Here is an 18,234-nt window from a genome sequence, read left to right as displayed (position 1 = left end):
AAAAAGTAGGTAAAAATATGGCATTAAAGTTTCAATACAATAAAACGGCTCTTCAAAACCTAAGACGCCAGCTTACTATTCGTGAGAAAGCTCTTCCTACTTTAAAAAGTAAAGAGGCAGCTCTTCGTCTTGAGGTGAGAAAGATTACCGCTGAGATTGAATTACTTAAAGAAGAATATCAAAAATTAGTTAAAGAAAATCAAAACTACAATGGATTTTGGACAGATTTCCCAGAGATAGTAAAAATTAAAAAAATCAATTCAGAATTAAAAAACATTGCAGGTGTTAAGGTTTCTATACTATCTGATATAGACTTCGCTATCGAAAATGTCAGCCTTTTTAATATGCCTTCTTGGATTAGACTTGCTATCAGCATGTTTGAACGCCTTATGACTATTCAGGTAAAAATTGAAATGACTGAGGCTAGACTTAATGCTTTAGCTTATGCTAGGAAAAAAACTACTCAGAAAGTTAACCTTTATGAGAAAGTTCAAATTCCAGAATATAAAACTGCTATAATCAAGATTAAAAGGTATATGGAAGACGAAGATAATTTAAGTAAGTCTTCTCAAAAAATAGTTAAAGAAAGAAACAGAGCTAAGGAGGCGTCTTTATGATTAGAAAAATGAAGAAACTCTCTCTCTTTGTCTTTCATGAGGATAAGGAAAAAACTTTAAATGATTTAGCATCTCTTGGTCTTGTGCATATAGAAATTGCAAGCGGTGTTTCTAGTGAAAATATAGATAATATATCCGCTAAAAAGAATGATGCTTCAAGAGCTAAAACTATTATTAATAATGCTTTGGCTGATGCTAAAAAAGCTAAAAAAGATGTTTCCAATGTTAAAGCTGAAAATACTTCTAAAAAAGCATCAGAAGTAGTAGAAGATGTTATTAATATTTCTCAGGCTTCTGATAAATTGAAAGCTGAAAGAGATAATTGCAGAAAAGAATTGGCTATAGTAACTCCTTTTGGAAACTTTAGCTTTGATAAGATTAAAACTTTACAGAAAGAAGCAGGATATAATACTTTATTCTATAGTGCTAATGCTAAAGAATATAATGATTATAACTTCTCTGAAATTAAGGATATATTTACTTACCCTATTAAAGAAGAGGGCGGAAAGGTTTATTTTGTTGCTTTCAAGAAAGACGGCAGTGAAGAGACTATTCCTTTTGATATTATTAATATGCCTAGTCAATCTTATGATGAGATAAATGAAAAAATAGCTGAACTTGATAAAGAAATTGAAAATAATGAAACAGATATTATCAAAAATCAAGTATATATAGAAGCTATTAATAAAGAAATAGATAATCTCAATATACAAAATAATTTTGAAGAGGCTAAAGAAAGTTTTATAGCTAGCGAAGGTACTGAAGGCAAAATACTTTATGTAGAAGCTTATGTACCTAAAGATAAAGAAAGTGAAGTAAAATCTTTATTAGACAGCAAAAAAATAGCTTATATATTAGAAGATCCTTCAAGAGATGATAAAGTGCCTGTTGAACTTAAAAACAATAAATATTCAGGTGCTTATGAGCTTATTACAAAACTATTCCAATTACCGAATTATTTCGAGATAGATTTAACTCCTATGATAGCAGTTTTCTATCCGTTATTCTTCGCTTATTGTTTCGGCGATTCTGGTTATGGTTTGGTATTGACTATAGTAGCTTTGATAGGTTTATTTACAGTATTAAAAGGACAATTAAGGGGAGTAGGCATACTTGCTTTAACATTAGGTATATGTACTACTATTATGGGTGTTATAAATGGAGGAAGTTTCTTTGGTGTAAGCATACCTTCTAATACTCAGATACCTTTATTTGCTGCTTTAAGTAAATATTTGATAATTACTGATATTAAAGAAAATTGGTTCTTAACTCCGTTTAATACTGCATTGCTTATAGGAGTTCTTCATATATGTTTTGCTTTATTAGTAGGCGTTATAGACAGAATTAAAACTAGCCCTATAGGTGATATACTTGGTGCTATTGGTAAACTTCTATTCATACCGGGACTTGTTTTATGGTTCTTGGGCGATATGCAGAAAATGGAAGTGATTAAACAATTCAGCACTGTATATTATGCTTTAATAGTTGTTGGTTTGGTATTCTTAGTAATACTTTCTAATGTTGGTAAGAAACCTGATGTACTAAACTCTATACTTGGTGTTTATTTTGCAGCTACAGGTATAATGGGTGATACGCTTTCTTATATTCGTTTGTTTGCTTTAGGTGCATCCGGTTCTATATTAGCATTGGTAATAAATCAAATAGGTATGAGTTTCAAAGCTATTCCGGGTGTTGGTGTAGTGATAATGGTAGTATTCCTTGTAGTAGGTCATATTGCTATATTCTTACTAAACATACTTGGTGCTTTGGTACACCCTTTGAGATTAACATTTGTAGAGTTCTATAACAATGTTGGTTTTGAAGGCGGCGGAAAAGAGTATAAGCCTCTCAAAAAAGCGGCTTAATAGTTTATATAAAAAATAATTAAAAAAGAAAATAATCTAAAAAGGAGATTTTATTATGGGTTTTACAATGAACACAGCACTTTTATTAGGATATTTAGGTGCAGGATTAATGGTAGGTATGTCTGGTATTGGTAGTGCGGTTGGTACTTCTATTTCTGCTATGACTACAGTTGGTGCTTTAAAGAAAAATAAAGATGCTTTCGGTAGCTGTCTTGTTTTAAGTGCTTTGCCTGGTACACAAGGTCTTTATGGTTTTGCTGCTTTCTTCATTATGCAGCCTTATTTGACAGCTGATATAAGCATATTCCAAGGTGCTGCTATATTAGGTGCTGGTATTGCTGTTGGTTTAGCTTGTATGGTTTCTGCTATATTCCAAGGTAAAGTTTGTGCTAACGGTGTTGAAGCTATAGGTAATGGTTATGATGTATTTGGTAACACTATCATCGTTGCTGTATTCCCAGAACTTTACGCTATCGTTTCTTTCGCTACTGCATTCTTAATCAGCGGTGTTTTAGGTGCTTAATTAATAAAAGTAAATAAATAGAAATCCGTAGGAGTAATAATGCTCTTACGGATTTTTTATTTTCATTATTCGATTTATTTTTTAAGTACAAATATAAATTTATGTACAATGTATTTCTGATATTATAAAACTATATTAAATAATTAAAACGAAAAATATATGATAATTATTAATTATTGAATTCTAATAAAATAAGATATATAATCATTTTAGGGAATAAATCATGTATAAAGAATTTTTAAAAGAGAAGTTATTTTGGATTAGAGAATCTAAAAATATATTAATTGATGATAAAAAAATAGAAATATATACAGAGCCTAATACTGACTTATGGCAGAGAACATATTACGGTTTTAGAAATGACAATGCCCCAATACTTCAGACAAAGACAAAAGATAAATATTTTTCTTTTACAGTAAAAACTGTATTTGAAAGCAAACGCCGTTTTGATCAGTGCGGTGTTATAATATATATAGACAGTGATAATTGGTTTAAGGCTTCTATAGAATACGAAAATGAAAATTATCAGCGTTTGGGAAGTGTTGTTACAAATAACGGATATTCCGATTGGGCTACTCAGGATATATCTGCTTTTATAAAAGAGATGTATTACAGGCTAAGCAGAAGAGAAAGCGATTTTTTAATTGAGTACAGCGAAGACGGAGAAAATTTCAAACAGATGAGAATATTTCATTTATTTAAAGCTGATGATGAAATACCTTTTGGAATATATGCCTGCAGTCCTGAAGAGTCGTCTTTTAAGGCATTATTTACCAATATGTATATAACAGAATGCAAATGGCATGAGCATAAATAAAAATTGACAAATAAATATAGTCTGTTAAAATAAATTAGTTAAAAACAATACAAAAATAAATTAATGGAATACTATAAATATGGCAGAAAACTATAAAGTAATAGCAAGAAAATACCGCCCTCAAACCTTTGAAGAGGTTATAGGTCAGGAGCATATAACTAAGACTATATCAAAAAGTATAGCACAAAAAAAGATCGCACATGCATATCTATTTTCTGGTGCTCATGGTGTTGGTAAAACCTCTCTTGCTAGGATTATAGCTAAAGCCTTAAACTGTGTTAATGGTCCTACTGATAAACCTTGCGGAGTTTGCCCGTCATGTACTCAAATAGAAAACGGAACTCCTCTTGATGTTATAGAAATTGACGGTGCAAGCAATAGAGGTATAGAAAATATTAGAAGCATTATAGAAAATGTTCGTATATCTCCGGTAGCTGGAAAATACAAAGTATATATTATAGATGAGGTGCATCAGATAACTAATGAGGCTTTTAATGCACTTCTTAAAACTTTGGAAGAGCCTCCTGCTCATGTTGTGTTTATACTTGCTACTACTGAAGCTGACAGGGTGCTTCCTACTATAAGAAGCCGATGTCAGCAGTATACTTTTAAGTCATTAGGAATAGAAGATTTAGAGAAAATATTAAAAGGCATACTTGATAAAGAAAATATTAAATACGATGAAGAGGCAGTATTTTTAATAGCAAAGCAGGCTAGGGGTTCTGTACGAGACAGTGAAACTATACTTGAGAAGATGATAGCTTACACTACCGATAAAAAGTATATAACGAGTGCTGATGTTAATGCTGTTGTGGGAGGAAATAATTTTTCTTTTGTTAAAGAGTTTTTTGATATTATGATGTCTGAAAATAAAAAATCTTATTTTGAGTTTGTGAAAAAATTATTTGAAGATGCAGTTGACCCTAGAACATTTATAAATAGCATAATAGAGTATATGCGTGTAATTCTTATGATAAAAAGCGGTATTGATGATACAAAGCTATTAGAGATTACTGAAAATGAGAGAGACGATTTAAAAGTATTTGCTAATCATTATAGCGATGACGAGATAGAGAGAATACTTGATTATATATTACTGACAGAAGAGCGTATAAGAAGTGCATCTAATCCTAGAACTATATTTGAAATGCGTATGCTTCTTTTACTTAATACTGATAATTTAATTCGTCCTGTTGATATAATAGCTTCTAATATGCAGGCTTCTTCTTCTGTCAATGAAGATTATGGATTTGAAACTGTAAGTAATAATATAATCAGCAATAATACTAATAATAATATTTCAGTAAATCAGCCTAAACCTCAGTATGATGTGCCTTTAAATCCTAATGATAAAAGACGCATATTCTACAATAAAATACTTTCATTTATAGAGTCAGAAAGTCCTACTATATACTCTTTATTATCTCAGGGAAATCCTATAGAAAGTAAAGGAGCTGTTTTAATAGTTGCACTTCCTGATCATATATATGATATGACACAGACAGATAAAAGGATAAATGATTTGGTTGCTAAGGCCATACCTCATTTTACTAAAAATAAAGATGTGGCTATACAGTTTCAGAAAGCTGTTGAAGGAAACATGATAGATAAATTAAAGAGCAAACTGCAGGCTACAGAAGTAGATGAAAGTTCTTTATAATTTTTAATAGAATTATTATTTTTGTATATAGCAAATAATTACATGCACAAATATACTAATAAATAATATGCGGTTGACAAACTTAGAAATTTTCAGTATAGTATAAAACTTATAAAATTCAAAGGCTAGTATTAAACTATGAAGAAGCAACAAAATGAAGAAGCTGTTAGGCTTGTAAAAGTGATATTAGAATCTGGTTTTGCAAGCAGGAGAAACTGTGAGAAGGCTATAATGTCAGGCAGGGTTCGGGTGAATAATCAGGTTATACTTGATCCTGCTTATAGAGTTAAAGAAGATGATTCTGTTTCCATAGACAGAGAACTAATAAAAAGACAGACTAAAAGGTATATGGCATTATATAAACCTATAGGCGTTGTAAGCACTACAAAATATTTACCGGGAAGGCGAATAATTACAGAGTTTTTCAAGGGTATTAAGGAAAGACTTTTTTATGCAGGAAGGCTTGACTCTGAATCAAGAGGCATAATGATAATTACTAATGATGGAGAGTTCGCTAATATTATTACGCATCCTTCTTATGAGATTTTAAAAGTTTATGATGTTACTGTTAATGGAAAAATAGATTCTGAAGCTCTTTTGAATGCCAGCAAAGGTATCACTATTAAAAATGTTTCATATTCGCCTTTTAAATTTAAAATATTATCAAAGGGAAGAATACAAAGCAAAATACGATTAACTATCAATGAAGGAAAAAACAGAGAGATAAGAAAAATATTCGATTATCTTGGTTACAAAGTTATAGATTTGGAGAGAATATCTGTAGGATGTGTGAGTAAATATGATGAAGTTTCCGGAACTTTAGAGGCTGGTCATATAAGAGATTTAACCAAAAAAGAAATAGATTTCTTCTTTAGGCAAAAAGATAAAAAATTAAAAGATATTGAAAGTATATTTGAAAATATTCCTGATGATATAGAAGATGAAATATCTAATGAAAATTATGAAGATAATATTTTTAATAATGATAAAAAAGAAACTAAGGTTCATGATAAATCTAAATGGGCTAAAGCTAAGCCTAAGAAAAAAAGATTAGTTACAAAAAAGTCTTCTGCATATAAGGCTAAAATACAGAAAAAAAATAGTAAGTCTGAATTATCTAAAAAATCTGCAGTTAAAAAAGGTATTAGGAAATCAGATTTTAAACCTAAAAAACGCTAGGGCGGGGATGCTTTTTCTAATTCAGCATATTATATAAATAAAATTTTTAATGCAGATATAGCTTTAAATATAAAAGGGCGGGGTATGTAATTAAATTTTAAAACTTTGATTACATATTCCCACCCTTTAGCTTTTTTATACTATTTGTCATTTTTGTACTGATTTTCTTTTTAGCTATAATCAGCTATTTTTACTGCCCGCCCAGGATTTTTTTAATTTATAATGCACATTGACCGCCTACAGAGCTAAGTGTAAGAATAGAGATACAGCTTTAAATATAAAATGATAGGATTTAAAAAATTGATAATATTTTTAATTTTTTCAAATCATTTATTTCTTTTGGTATGCTTTTTAATTTATTTGAATCAATAATTAGCTCCTCTAAATTTTCTAAATTTTTTATTTTTTTATCTATACTTTTTATTTTATTTACTGATATATCAAGAAATTTAATATTATATAATTTAAATATGCCGTTAGGAATAGAGGATATATTACAGCTGCTTATATCTAATTCTTTTAAGTTTATAAGCTTTTCTATATCGTTATCAATTTTATCAATATAATTATTAGATATATTTAAATATTCAAGCATTTCTAAATCAAATATTTCTTTAGGTATAAGTTTTATACTATTAGCAGATATATCAAGAACTTTTAATTTTTTTAAGTTTTTTATTTGTTTTGGTATTTTTTCTATATAATTCAAAGATAAATAAAGTTTCTCTATATTTGTAAGTTTAAAAATTTCTAAAGGAACTCTTTCAATATCCAAGTTGCTTAAATTCAATTCTTTCATTGAAGTTATTTGTTTTTTATTCATACTTGCTATATGATATGCATCATTTTTTTTAGCCCATTTAATCAATTTATTAAAATCATTATCAGTCATTTCTTATATCCTTTATCATCATAACAATATATTAATATATAATGATGACAAAAAATGACATTTGTATGTGTTTTTATATATATTTTTGCATATTATTATATATTTTGAGAGTATAAGAAATTTGTAAAATAATCAGGATAATCTATTTCAAAATCTAATATTTCTTTAGTGATTGGATGTAAAAACTCTATTTTTTTTGCTGCTAACATAAGACCAGAATATTTATTGAAACTTTTAGAATATATTTTATCTCCTGCTACAGGAAAACCTTTATATGATGAGTGAACTCTTATTTGATGAGTTCTTCCTGTTTTGAGATTAATTTCTATAAGTGTATGACTATTGAATCTTTTTAACACTTTTATATGAGTAAGAGCTTCTTTACCATCATCTCTTACGGTCATTTTTTTTCTGTATGTATGATGCCGTCCTATAGGAAGATTTATCTCTAAATAATTATCCTTTAAAACTCCTATAACAATGGCATGATAAATCTTTTTTATGCTTCTGTTTTTAAATTGCTCTTGAATGCTTGATACTATATTGGCGTTTTTACCAATAATGATAAGTCCTGAAGTGTCTTTATCTAGTCTGTGTATAATGCCTGCTCTCTCTTTATTTCCAACAAAATCAAAATCTTTTATTTGGTATAGAAGTGCATTAACTAAAGTACCGCTCATTTCAGAAGGAGAACAATGCACACTCATGCCGGCAGGTTTATTTATTACAAGTAAATATTTGTCTTCATAAATTATATCTAAATCAATATTTTCAGGCAGCGGGTTTGATGTATCTTTTTTTTCTTTTAAAAGATTATCTAAATTTATTATTATATTGTCATTTAATTTTAGAGAATATGATAATTTTTTTTCAGCATTATTAACCATTATAGAAGTTAAATAATTTTTTACTTGGCTTCTAGTGATATTTAATTTATCACTTACAAATGTATCTAATCTTTTTCCTATATCATCTTCAGATATAATGAATGATTTTTTATTGTTTGAATTATTATCAGAGCTTTCTAAATCTATTTCATCATCTTCTATTTCTTCTGTATCAATATTGTTATTATCTAAGTTCATAATTAATTATTTTCATCATTATTGGATTCTGTATTTTTCTTTTTATCGAAATCTTCTTTAAAAAAGAATACACCTATTGCTATTATACATATACCTATTGTAATAGAAGCGTCTGCAATATTATAATTATATGGAAATCTTATAGTTTCATTAAATCCCATGCTTATAAAATCAGTAACATATCCTCTCATAATTCTATCAACTAAGTTTCCCATAGCTCCGCCTAGAACCATAGTAAAACCTATCATAGATAATCTTTGTTTTTTTACATTGATAGAAATCATTATAAAGAAAATAACAATCATAGCAATGAATACTATAACTTTTAATAATTCCGGTATTATATGCTGAATTGTTTCTGGTACATTATTTAGAAAGCCGAAAGATACCCCGTAATTTCTTGTATATATAAATATTAATATATCTCCTATTACTCTTTTAATAATAGTTTCCTGCAAATATTTATCTATAAAATATTTAGATACTGTATCTGCTATAAAGATTAACAGAGCTATTAAAAAATATATTTTTTTTTGTTTAATTTCTTCTTTAATTTTTTTTAATTTTATCATATTTATTTTCATCTTTTAAATTAATTTTTATGTATAATAAGTTTGTATATTTGAAGTTTCATAAAAAATAATAATAATTTATATTCGTAAAAATTACAAGCTATTTTAATATTATAATAGTATGTAATTTAATATATTTACTTTTTTTTATAATTTATGTTATAATTAAGTAAATTGCAGTTTATAGGAATTAAAAGTTATATGGACTTAAAAGATAAAGCCAAAAAAATAATAGATGCTAAAGTTCTAGTTATAGGCGATTTAATGCTTGATAGGTTTACTTATGGCGATGTTATAAGAATATCTCCTGAAGCTCCTGTTCCCGTACTTCATGTGAATCATGATGAAAATTATTTAGGAGGGGCTGGAAATGTCGCAAGAAATATATCAGCTTTACTTGGCAGCAATAATAATGACAGCATATTTATGATAGGGGTTATAGGAAAAGATAAATCTGCAGATATTATAATTGATAGTATGAATTATTCTAATATATCTGTTAAAGGAATAATAACAGATGATACAAGATCCACTATAACAAAAACAAGAATAGTTGCAGGTACTCAGCAGATAGTGAGAATAGATGAAGAGAATACTAGTCCTTTTTCTTCTGCTATTGTAAAAAATATAGAAAAAGTATTTATTGATAATGTGGATAATTATAATGTTGTTATAATAAGCGATTATGCAAAAGGTATAATTACAAAGCAGTTATCAAAAAAAATAATAGATACTTGCAATAGAAAAAATAAGCCTGTATTGGTTGATCCTGCTATAAAGCATTTTCCATTTTATAAAAAAGCTACTCTTATGACTCCAAATTTAAAGGAGGCTGTAGAAGGTGCTGAAAGTAAAGCTCCTTTTTATGAATTTGATGCAAAGGCTATAAATATTTTAGGAGAAAATATTATAAAAAAATTAAGTTTATCAAAGTTAATGATCACTTTGGGGGCTAATGGAATGGCTTTATTTGATAATGAAATAAAAAACAAGGATAAAAATTCCCCTTATATAATACCTACAAAAGCAAAAAGTGTATTTGATGTTTCAGGTGCTGGGGACACTGTTATATCTGTACTTGCTATGTGTTTGTCTGTGGGATTATCTTTTAAAGATTCTTCTGAGATTGCTAATGCAGCTGCCGGTGTTGTTGTGGGCAAAAGAGGAACTTCTACTTTAACTTTGAAAGAATTAATTGAAGTATTATAAAATAGGTAAGTGTTTTATATATGTCTAAAATTTTAGAAACTGTTATGAAGAGAAAAATATTTTTATCATTATTTATGCTGATGTTTTTAACATCATGTTTGCCAAAGCCTTTAATAGTACCTGCTAAGGTGGTTACAGAGCTTTCTCTTGGTAATGATATAGGAATTTACAGCAATGAATTTGTAGATTTGGATAGCCCTAAAATATATAAAGTTGATAATGAATATTATTTCGGAGAATTTTATAGGGTAAAGAATGATACTGTTTATGCATTAGATTTATATAATTCCAGAATGGTAATAGCTTCAGGCAGTAATGTAAGATATTTTCCATTAGAATATAATAACCTTGAAACTTCAAAGATATCTCTTATAGATTCTAACTCAAATATATATATAACAGGATATAATTTAAGATATGTAGGCGATGTTGTAGTAAGTAATGTTATGATGTCTTTACCTTCTGAAAGTCCTTCCACTGAAGGAGATGATGCTCCTCAAATAGAGACATATACGGTTAAAGTAACAAATACCAATTATACTAAAGTAGGACTAGTATCTTTAAATAAAATATCTCCTGAAGGAAATACACTTTATAGTATAGATACAATTATAGATAATGAGTATGAGTCTCTAGTAAAATTATTAACATTAACTAATCATAAATTTGCTGTACTTAAAAGAGATAAAGATAGAATACCTTTGCTTGATATATATGATATGAACAGCGGAAAAATGGAAAATAGATATTCACTTAAAGAAGTTGAGTATATGGATGCAGGTAAAATGTCATACAGAGAGATAGTTGATTGTGTTTATGTTGCTGAGAGAGAGGTTCTTGCTATACTTACTATGAATATAGTTGACGGCAAGCATCAGGAAGATATTGTATATACTTCAAAACTTGATAATTTTGAATTGAAAGAATCTTATAAAATACCATGCCGAGATAATTCTTTGGCTGTAGGTATATCTAGTACGGGAGGAGTTACATATACCGGCATGGACAATGGAATGTATTTTTTTATAAGGACTAATCCGTTTTTATCACAAAATCATATTAAAGAGTATTTAGGTACAGATGGTTTTAATAAATTAAGAGGAATACATATGTTTGATGATTCTGTTTATGGATTTATGGTAGAAAACGGAGTTATTAAATTTCATAATTATTAAATATTTTTGGAAATATTAGTTTTCATTCTGCATCAATTTTTTTAATTAAATTTTGAACTGTTTAAGGCCTTATTTTTTTAAGCTGATTATATTAGTATTATAAATATGCAGTTTGCTAGACACCGTTACAAAAGAAGTTGGGTGTGTACTCGCAATCAATAAATAAAAAATTTAGTTTTGAAATAAGTATAAACTCTATTTTATTATTCTTCATTATTTTCTTTTAAATATTCAAAAATAGTTTCTACATCTTTTTTATTAAGATTGATTTTTGAAAATAAATCTTCTCTGTTTTTAAAAGTTTTTATAATACTTCTTTTTCTCCTATATTCATTAATATTTTTATGATTGCCGGAAAGGAGTATTCCAGGAACTTTCATATTATCTATTTCAGGAGGTCTTGTATATTGCTCGTATTCCAAAAGTCCGCTGCTGTTTTCTTCAAATGTGTCGCTTATTACAGATTCTTTATTATTCATAACATCTTTATATCTTGAAATAGCATCTAGCAATAAAAGAGCAGGTATCTCTCCTCCGCTTAATACATAATCACCTATACTCAAAGCTTCATCTGCATATTTTTCTTCAACTCTGTGATCTATTCCCTCATAATGTCCTAGTATCATTGTTATATGTTCTTTACCTGATAATTCTTTTATTTTTTTCTGAGTCAAAGTTTTTCCTGATGGTGAGAAAATAATAGTATATCCTTTTTTATGACTGTCAAAATATTTTTTAAATATATTATAAGTCATAATCATTCCAGGACCTCCTCCGTAAGGATAGTCATCGCATTTTTTATAATTGCCCTCTCCGTATACTCTCATATCTTCGATATTTAAATCTATTTTTTTCTCATTGACTGCCATTGATATAACACCAAAAGAAATTGTGCTTTCATAGAATTTTGGAAAAAGTGTAAGAATATCTATTATCATTTTAGCATTATACTTTATAAAAACTATATATCAAGTGATTTTAAAAATTTAATTACATTCCCCGCCCTTTAGACTTTTAATATTTTCTGTTAATCAAATTTTATTTTTCTTTTTTAATTTTATTAAGTTATTTTAGCAGCCCACCCAATATTTTTTTAAATTTGCTGTTTATTTCTCCGCACGCTAAATGAATTTAGATATAATAATATCTTTGGAATAAAAAAGTGCATCATATTATATGAATTAACTAACCGTGCGTATAGAGGAACATTTTTAGAGAATAAAATGGAGCGGGCGAACGGAATCGAACCGTCATCTTTAGATTGGAAGTCTAAGGTAATAACCATTATACGACGCCCGCGATTGAAAAGAACTTACTTTTTAAGTGTTAAAATTATAGCATAATAAAATAAAAAAATCAATAGTAATATTACTTTTTTTGTTTATTAAATATTAAGCAGTTTTATTCCGTATTTATTAGAAAGATCTTCGTATTTTGTTTCACATTCTTTATTATCGCCTATAGCACTGCTGCAATTCATCATTATATTAATAGTTTCGGTTATACTTTTATCATTATTGTATATCTTACAAAACTGCTTCACGCTTTCATAAACACAGTAGTCTTTGGCTTCTCCGCATATATATATCTTATCAGCATTTGTAATATCATAAACCCAAGAAATATCATAGTTTTTTGTATATTCTGTAGGTACTTCCGGTCTTATCACACCATACATCTCACTGAAAGAATCCTGACCTTTTAGTATTTTATTTATATAAACTTTTCTTGAAGCTTCAAAGAATAAAAGCATATTTGCAAGCTGTTTATCTATAAGCCAGCCGTCTGTAGCATATATACAGTGATAAGGCCATATCATTAAATTTTGAGCATTCTTTTCTTTTAATGCCTTCACATAATTGATTTGTATATCTTCATCATAGGTTGGTATTATTTCATCATTCTCTATCTTTTCTAAAGTGATTTCTGTAAAAGGAGCTACAGGTTTATCATTATAATCATTCCACATAATAGAATGAAATATAGAATCATATCTATGAGTATCCAAAGTAACATAAATACTTGAAATACTTTCCATATTATCATATATAAATCTTATTATATTTTTAATATCATTAACAGCACCATTTACAGGCAAAGCACCTTTCTCCATATCTATAAAGTCTCTTTGAGGATCTACTATAAGAAGATTGATGCTTTCATCTTTAAATTCTTTTATAACTTTATTACTGTATTCTTCTGCTATTTTGTAAATGTCCTGCTGATTAATAGGATTTACTTCTTTTCCAATAAAATCTTCATTTACTATTTTCTCGTATGGTATTTTTACCGACATAAAAAATCCTCATTTATTACTTTTAAGATATTATATAAAAATTTTATTTAAAGTAAATTATTTTTTATATAATTTTTGTATAAATGATATAAAAAAAGAGCCCCAAATAATTGGGACTCTTAATAAAGATAAAATATGTTTAATAATCTGCTTTTTCTTGAAGGAAGTTGCCGTTTCTATCTATATAAAGTCTCATATTATTTGCCATTCTAACCTCATAAGTACCTATCTCTTTTACTTCTACATCCAATATCTGAACATTTGGATATTTTGAAGCAGCTGTATCTAAAACTATTTGAGGCACTTTGAAAGGAGTATAAAAGTTTTGAATATATAATGGTGCATTTTGAGTATTTTCTGCAGGTGCATTATTACTATTTAAATTAGCATTGTCATTAGGAGTATAAGCATTATTTGAGTCCGGCATACCATTTGCTTTTTTAGTCAATTCCTCTGCCGCTTTTATTAAAGCTTCAGCAGCTAGCTGATAAGGATTATCTGACATATTATTATTGTTTGTCTGATTATCATTTTGGTTAGCATTATAATTATAGTATTCATTTGGTATATCATAGGCATTATAATAGTCATTCTGATAAGCATTTTGTGCAGTATTATCATAATTATTATAATTTTCATAATATCCATTTTGATTTGCATTAGGACTATAATAAGGACTATTAGGGTTTTGAGATTCTGTTTCCAACATTTTCATTAATTCTTCATACGGATTTGTGTAATTTACAGTATCATTATATCCTTGATTATTATAATTATTATAGCCGTTATTGTAATAAGGCTCATTATTATAGTTTTGAGAAGCCCAATTCATAGCATTCATAGTATCCTGATACGGATTTCCCTGCATAGCATTATAATTGTTATATTGTTCATAAAATCCTGGATTGTAATAAATACTATTAGGATTATTTGCCTCCTGAGATAAAGTTCTCATAAACTCCTGATAATAATTATTATAGTAATTGTTTGCTGGAACATTATAGTTTTGATATGCATTATAATTATTTTGATAATTATAATTGTTCTGGTAATTATAGGAATCATAATATTGAGCAAACAACATACCTGAAGATATTATCAAGGCAGGTATTGCTTTAAAAAGTATTTTACTCATAAACATATCCTTTGTAAATATATTGTAAATTTATTATTTACTGTATTTACATTATAATACATTTATGATTTAATGTCAATTTTTTTTACAAGAAAATTTAAATAAATTTACATTTTTAAATTTAATTAGACTTGATTAATTGACCGGATGTTACTGAATTGTCCTCATTAACTATATTAAGTTCTAATATATTATCATTAAATGTAAATGTATATTTTTTCAAGCCGATGAAATTTTGTTCAGCACTATAACTGTTATCTGAAATTCTAGTGATATTTCCTTTGGATAATTCAATATTTTCTGACGGAGAGCCTCCATAGTAAGTTATTAATCCTGTTAAAGATCCGTCATTATTAATTGTAAATGCAGCTCTTGCCTGTTCTATATTACCGTTTTGGTATTTTCTATTTATTTCTGCCGAATATTTTCCGGCATATTTTGTGTTTATACCATCTCCTGTTTTTGTTATATCATTTGAGCATGATAGAGATAATATACAAAATATAATGATCAAAATAATAGAGATTGTTTTTAAAAAAGTCTTCATTTCTTATCCTATATTTTTTATTTAATATTTATAAATATAACAAAAAATATATAATATCAAAAAAAATATTATATTATATAATATTAGAAATTTAGAATATAAAGGAGTATAAAATGAAAGCATTAATTATTACAGACAATTTCTTTGAAGATTCAGAATTGTTTTATCCATATTTCAGACTTATAGAGGAGGGTATTGATGTTGATATAGCGGCTTTAAACAAAGGGGAGATTAAAGGAGAATATTTTTTCAAAACAGAAGCAAAATTAAATTTCTCAGAGGTTGATCCTTCAAATTATAAAGCCTTAATAATACCGGGCGGAAGAGCACCTGAAGCGATAAGAGGAAGTGATGATGTAAAAAGAATTATAAAATATTTCGTTGATAATAATCTTACTATAGGAGCAATATGCCATGGACAGCAGACTTTGATATCAGCTAAAGTTTTGGAAGGTAAAGACGCTACCTGCTATATAGGCATAAGAGATGACTTAATGAATGCTAAAGCTAATTATAAAGATGAAAAAGTAGTGGTATGCGGTAATATTGTAACTTCAAGATGCCCAGACGATTTGCCTTATTTCGCTAAAGAAATAATTAAGAAACTCAAATAATATTTAGATATTATAAAAAACCTCATGCTTAAAAAACATGAGGTTTTTATAAAATAATTATTTTACCCTAGCCCCTTTTCCTCTTATTTTCATTTTTGTAGAAAAACCTGTTTTTACTATTTCATATCTAGGCATAATAATAAAATCATAATTTGTATCTTTTAAAGCCTCAGCTATTAACTGCTCTTTTAAAGTTTCATCTTTTGAATTATAAGGAAGCTCGGCAGTTAAAACTTCTCCCACTTCAATATCATCTCCTGTAAGCTGCAAACTTTGCGGAATACTTTCAACTGTTGCTATAGTAGAACAGCCTACCGTGGCAAATATTAATATTATAATAACGCCGATTATTTTTTTCATTTTTTCTCTTCTCCATTTTTATTTAGCTAAAATAGTCATTTATATTTTAAGTTATTTTTTTTGATTAGGATTTAACTGTTTTCCTCTATTACCTTGATTTTTATCATAAGTAATATTAGTTCCTTTACTGCCTTTATTGGCATTGCTCATATCTGCTTCATTATTATTTTTTTTATTACTCATATTTTACTCCTTGAAATTTTAATGATGTTTATTTAAGAATATGATTAAGTATACTAGATAATATAAAAAATGCATTTGAAGTATATAGTTTTTTAAATACCTCAATAAAATATATAAAAAAACATCATACTATTTAAGCATGATGTTTTTATATGATTAATCTTTAATTAAAAGAAAGTTATTTTTATTGTCTTGTTAAAGTACCAGAAGCACTTTCCTGTTTATTTCCATTTAGTGAAACAAATATTTTGAAACTTCCGCTATTATCACTGCTGAATGTAAACTCATAAATCATACTATATTCTGACATATTAATTTCATAAGTTTCATTACCTTTGTCTGTTATTTTGTCTTTAGTAATAGATTGTCCTTCACCAATAATACCTTGTACATTTCCTGTTATAGTGCCGTCTGAAGCTATAGTCATAGTTCCGCTTATAGATGATTGATTAGCATCTTTGCCTTCAACTTTCCAATCACCCTGATAAGTTTGTATTCCCTTATTAGGCGTAGTAGAAGTTGTATCATTTGTAGGGTCTGTGCCTTTCTTCTCTCCGCAGCTTACTGCAAATAGACTAATTAAAATTAAGAGTGAAATAACTGATAAAGCTCTCATTTTTATTTTCCTTTTTTATATTTTTAGTATTATTGATAAATAAAAAATAATAGACATGAATATTGATTAAACATGTCTATTAATTTTATTTGCTATTAAAAAATTAATTAAAAGCCTTTGGTCCGAATCTGAATCCTAATTGCAAGCCTATATCATAGCTAAGTAATGGTGCTTCGCTATGAGCCCCCTGACTTAATGATGTATTATTAATAGTTGTATTTATAGAACCAATAGCATCAACTCCTGTGTATAAACCTATATTCATTGCTATTTTTTCTGTGAAGAATATTGAATAATCAAAAGTTAATTTAGCATAAAAACCTGCAGGATTCATAAACTTTGTACTCGCATCTTTAAATAAAGTTTTTACAGCTTCATCTTTCCAATTTTGTGTTATAGCCATAGGTATTATAACTCCAAGTCCAACACCTATAGAAAATGCTTTTATATTAAACTTTGGAAGTATGCCTATTTTTAGATTATGAGTGTAGAATGAAGCACTTCCTAATTTTTGTGCATCTGGAGCGTCAATTTGTCCGGTGATATCATTTGGATTTTCTCTTTTTGCTGTGTCAAAACTAGCATTAAAACTGTCAAAACTATATCCTAATTCTCCTAAAAGACTTATTCCAAAATTATCCTTTATCTGCCACATATAACCTATTTGAGCAGAAGCTCCAACATCGAAACCTACTTTATTACCAGAATAATAGTAAGTTCCATTTTTTGATTCTTGAGTTGTATACATGTTATATTGAGGAAGTAAATTTATATTAAGTCCGAAAGGCACATTAAATATAAACTCAAATCCGCTTGCTGCAAATGCTCCTGTACTTAATACCATTATCATAACAGAAGCTAAAATTATTTTTTAAAGTGTTTCATAATA

20 protein-coding genes and 1 tRNA gene are annotated in these 18,234 nt (G+C 27.9%); 9 read left to right on the top strand and 12 right to left on the bottom strand.

Annotated elements, in window-relative coordinates; translation table 11 throughout:
- Positions 1 to 17 precede the first annotated feature (17 nt).
- The 6 genes from BFL38_RS11855 to BFL38_RS11830 all read left to right on the top strand — a co-directional run bounded on the left by BFL38_RS11855 (position 18) and on the right by BFL38_RS11830 (position 6,661).
- Positions 18 to 617, top strand: a complete 600-nt coding sequence (locus BFL38_RS11855; protein WP_008721418.1) for a V-type ATP synthase subunit D — start codon at positions 18 to 20, stop codon at positions 615 to 617.
- Positions 614 to 2,482, top strand: coding sequence for a V-type ATP synthase subunit I (locus BFL38_RS11850; protein WP_069727227.1), 1,869 nt, complete (start codon positions 614 to 616; stop codon positions 2,480 to 2,482). The genes BFL38_RS11855 and BFL38_RS11850 overlap by 4 nt, the downstream gene beginning before the upstream one ends.
- Before the next feature lie 55 nt (positions 2,483 to 2,537).
- Positions 2,538 to 3,005 (top strand): ATP synthase subunit C-like protein, encoded by a 468-nt coding sequence (locus tag BFL38_RS11845; protein ID WP_008721414.1) that lies wholly within the window; start codon positions 2,538 to 2,540, stop codon positions 3,003 to 3,005.
- Between the two features lie 223 nt (positions 3,006 to 3,228).
- Positions 3,229 to 3,822 carry a DUF1349 domain-containing protein gene (locus BFL38_RS11840; RefSeq protein WP_069727226.1) on the top strand — a complete coding sequence of 198 codons (594 nt, stop codon included), beginning with the start codon at positions 3,229 to 3,231 and terminating at the stop codon, positions 3,820 to 3,822.
- Between the two features lie 79 nt (positions 3,823 to 3,901).
- Positions 3,902 to 5,482, top strand: a complete 1,581-nt coding sequence (gene dnaX, locus BFL38_RS11835; RefSeq protein ID WP_069727225.1) for a DNA polymerase III subunit gamma/tau — start codon at positions 3,902 to 3,904, stop codon at positions 5,480 to 5,482.
- Positions 5,483 to 5,620: 138 nt separating this feature from the next.
- Complete coding sequence (locus BFL38_RS11830) at positions 5,621 to 6,661, top strand: pseudouridine synthase (RefSeq protein WP_069727224.1); 1,041 nt, start codon at positions 5,621 to 5,623, stop codon at positions 6,659 to 6,661.
- A 292-nt stretch (positions 6,662 to 6,953) separates the two neighbouring features.
- Here the strand turns inward: BFL38_RS11830 and BFL38_RS11825 are convergent, their stop codons facing one another.
- The 3 genes from BFL38_RS11825 to lspA form a co-directional block, all read right to left on the bottom strand.
- Positions 6,954 to 7,553, bottom strand: a complete 600-nt coding sequence (locus BFL38_RS11825) for a leucine-rich repeat domain-containing protein (protein WP_069727223.1) — start codon at positions 7,551 to 7,553, stop codon at positions 6,954 to 6,956.
- Between the two features lie 95 nt (positions 7,554 to 7,648).
- Positions 7,649 to 8,638: an RluA family pseudouridine synthase gene (locus BFL38_RS11820; protein ID WP_176720577.1), complete on the bottom strand. Its 990-nt coding sequence runs from the start codon at positions 8,636 to 8,638 to the stop codon at positions 7,649 to 7,651.
- Positions 8,639 to 8,640: 2 nt separating this feature from the next.
- Positions 8,641 to 9,210 (bottom strand): signal peptidase II, encoded by a 570-nt coding sequence (lspA, locus tag BFL38_RS11815; protein ID WP_069727222.1) that lies wholly within the window; start codon positions 9,208 to 9,210, stop codon positions 8,641 to 8,643.
- Between the two features lie 201 nt (positions 9,211 to 9,411).
- Between lspA and BFL38_RS11810 the strand changes: the two genes are divergently transcribed.
- Entirely contained in the window at positions 9,412 to 10,419 is a 1,008-nt protein-coding gene (locus BFL38_RS11810) for a bifunctional heptose 7-phosphate kinase/heptose 1-phosphate adenyltransferase (RefSeq protein ID WP_069727221.1), read from the top strand.
- A 44-nt stretch (positions 10,420 to 10,463) separates the two neighbouring features.
- Positions 10,464 to 11,594, top strand: a complete 1,131-nt coding sequence (locus BFL38_RS11805) for a hypothetical protein (protein WP_069727474.1) — start codon at positions 10,464 to 10,466, stop codon at positions 11,592 to 11,594.
- 203 nt (positions 11,595 to 11,797) lie between these two features.
- Here the strand turns inward: BFL38_RS11805 and trmD are convergent, their stop codons facing one another.
- The 5 genes from trmD to BFL38_RS11780 all read right to left on the bottom strand — a co-directional run bounded on the left by trmD (position 11,798) and on the right by BFL38_RS11780 (position 15,572).
- The gene (gene trmD / locus BFL38_RS11800; protein WP_069727220.1) at positions 11,798 to 12,532 is read right to left on the bottom strand and encodes a tRNA (guanosine(37)-N1)-methyltransferase TrmD; all 735 of its coding nucleotides are present in this window, start codon (positions 12,530 to 12,532) and stop codon (positions 11,798 to 11,800) included.
- A 286-nt stretch (positions 12,533 to 12,818) separates the two neighbouring features.
- Positions 12,819 to 12,893 (bottom strand) — tRNA-Gly (locus BFL38_RS11795).
- Positions 12,894 to 12,978: 85 nt separating this feature from the next.
- Entirely contained in the window at positions 12,979 to 13,890 is a 912-nt protein-coding gene (locus BFL38_RS11790) for a cysteine hydrolase family protein (protein WP_069727219.1), read from the bottom strand.
- Between the two features lie 139 nt (positions 13,891 to 14,029).
- Positions 14,030 to 15,025 (bottom strand): hypothetical protein, encoded by a 996-nt coding sequence (locus BFL38_RS11785; RefSeq protein WP_069727218.1) that lies wholly within the window; start codon positions 15,023 to 15,025, stop codon positions 14,030 to 14,032.
- A 121-nt stretch (positions 15,026 to 15,146) separates the two neighbouring features.
- A complete protein-coding gene (locus BFL38_RS11780) occupies positions 15,147 to 15,572 on the bottom strand; it encodes a hypothetical protein (RefSeq protein WP_069727217.1) in 426 nt (141 codons plus the stop codon).
- A 113-nt stretch (positions 15,573 to 15,685) separates the two neighbouring features.
- Here BFL38_RS11780 and BFL38_RS11775 point away from each other — a divergent pair, with 113 nt between their 5' ends.
- Entirely contained in the window at positions 15,686 to 16,186 is a 501-nt protein-coding gene (locus BFL38_RS11775) for a type 1 glutamine amidotransferase domain-containing protein (protein WP_069727216.1), read from the top strand.
- 57 nt (positions 16,187 to 16,243) lie between these two features.
- Here BFL38_RS11775 and BFL38_RS11770 read toward each other — a convergent pair whose 3' ends face one another.
- From BFL38_RS11770 to BFL38_RS11760, 4 genes are all read right to left on the bottom strand, one after another.
- Complete coding sequence (locus BFL38_RS11770) at positions 16,244 to 16,546, bottom strand: hypothetical protein (RefSeq protein WP_069727215.1); 303 nt, start codon at positions 16,544 to 16,546, stop codon at positions 16,244 to 16,246.
- A 51-nt stretch (positions 16,547 to 16,597) separates the two neighbouring features.
- Positions 16,598 to 16,729: a hypothetical protein gene (locus tag BFL38_RS15605; protein ID WP_008730377.1), complete on the bottom strand. Its 132-nt coding sequence runs from the start codon at positions 16,727 to 16,729 to the stop codon at positions 16,598 to 16,600.
- A gap of 184 nt (positions 16,730 to 16,913) precedes the next feature.
- Positions 16,914 to 17,345: a hypothetical protein gene (locus BFL38_RS11765; protein WP_069727214.1), complete on the bottom strand. Its 432-nt coding sequence runs from the start codon at positions 17,343 to 17,345 to the stop codon at positions 16,914 to 16,916.
- Between the two features lie 103 nt (positions 17,346 to 17,448).
- Positions 17,449 to 18,195: a hypothetical protein gene (locus BFL38_RS11760; RefSeq protein WP_069727213.1), complete on the bottom strand. Its 747-nt coding sequence runs from the start codon at positions 18,193 to 18,195 to the stop codon at positions 17,449 to 17,451.
- Positions 18,196 to 18,234 lie beyond the last annotated feature (39 nt).

The organism is Brachyspira hampsonii (genome assembly GCF_001746205.1).
GTDB classification, from domain to species: Bacteria; Spirochaetota; Brachyspiria; order Brachyspirales; family Brachyspiraceae; genus Brachyspira; species Brachyspira hampsonii_B.
This window is presented reverse-complemented; position numbering and strand designations above follow the sequence as displayed.

Excerpts from the sequence above, each read along its gene's own strand:
- BFL38_RS11855 (WP_008721418.1), top strand. The coding sequence starts at position 18 with ATGGCATTAAAGTTTCAATACAATAAAACGGCTCTTCAAAACCTAAGA.
- BFL38_RS11850 (WP_069727227.1), top strand. The coding sequence starts at position 614 with ATGATTAGAAAAATGAAGAAACTCTCTCTCTTTGTCTTTCATGAGGAT.
- BFL38_RS11845 (WP_008721414.1), top strand. The coding sequence starts at position 2,538 with ATGGGTTTTACAATGAACACAGCACTTTTATTAGGATATTTAGGTGCA.
- BFL38_RS11840 (WP_069727226.1), top strand. The coding sequence starts at position 3,229 with ATGTATAAAGAATTTTTAAAAGAGAAGTTATTTTGGATTAGAGAATCT.
- dnaX (WP_069727225.1), top strand. The coding sequence starts at position 3,902 with ATGGCAGAAAACTATAAAGTAATAGCAAGAAAATACCGCCCTCAAACC.
- BFL38_RS11830 (WP_069727224.1), top strand. The coding sequence starts at position 5,621 with ATGAAGAAGCAACAAAATGAAGAAGCTGTTAGGCTTGTAAAAGTGATA.
- BFL38_RS11825 (WP_069727223.1), bottom strand. The coding sequence starts at position 7,553 with ATGACTGATAATGATTTTAATAAATTGATTAAATGGGCTAAAAAAAAT.
- BFL38_RS11820 (WP_176720577.1), bottom strand. The coding sequence starts at position 8,638 with ATGAACTTAGATAATAACAATATTGATACAGAAGAAATAGAAGATGAT.
- lspA (WP_069727222.1), bottom strand. The coding sequence starts at position 9,210 with ATGATAAAATTAAAAAAAATTAAAGAAGAAATTAAACAAAAAAAAATA.
- BFL38_RS11810 (WP_069727221.1), top strand. The coding sequence starts at position 9,412 with ATGGACTTAAAAGATAAAGCCAAAAAAATAATAGATGCTAAAGTTCTA.
- BFL38_RS11805 (WP_069727474.1), top strand. The coding sequence starts at position 10,464 with ATGAAGAGAAAAATATTTTTATCATTATTTATGCTGATGTTTTTAACA.
- trmD (WP_069727220.1), bottom strand. The coding sequence starts at position 12,532 with ATGATAATAGATATTCTTACACTTTTTCCAAAATTCTATGAAAGCACA.
- BFL38_RS11790 (WP_069727219.1), bottom strand. The coding sequence starts at position 13,890 with ATGTCGGTAAAAATACCATACGAGAAAATAGTAAATGAAGATTTTATT.
- BFL38_RS11785 (WP_069727218.1), bottom strand. The coding sequence starts at position 15,025 with ATGAGTAAAATACTTTTTAAAGCAATACCTGCCTTGATAATATCTTCA.
- BFL38_RS11780 (WP_069727217.1), bottom strand. The coding sequence starts at position 15,572 with ATGAAGACTTTTTTAAAAACAATCTCTATTATTTTGATCATTATATTT.
- BFL38_RS11775 (WP_069727216.1), top strand. The coding sequence starts at position 15,686 with ATGAAAGCATTAATTATTACAGACAATTTCTTTGAAGATTCAGAATTG.
- BFL38_RS11770 (WP_069727215.1), bottom strand. The coding sequence starts at position 16,546 with ATGAAAAAAATAATCGGCGTTATTATAATATTAATATTTGCCACGGTA.
- BFL38_RS15605 (WP_008730377.1), bottom strand. The coding sequence starts at position 16,729 with ATGAGTAATAAAAAAAATAATAATGAAGCAGATATGAGCAATGCCAAT.
- BFL38_RS11765 (WP_069727214.1), bottom strand. The coding sequence starts at position 17,345 with ATGAGAGCTTTATCAGTTATTTCACTCTTAATTTTAATTAGTCTATTT.
- BFL38_RS11760 (WP_069727213.1), bottom strand. The coding sequence starts at position 18,195 with ATGATAATGGTATTAAGTACAGGAGCATTTGCAGCAAGCGGATTTGAG.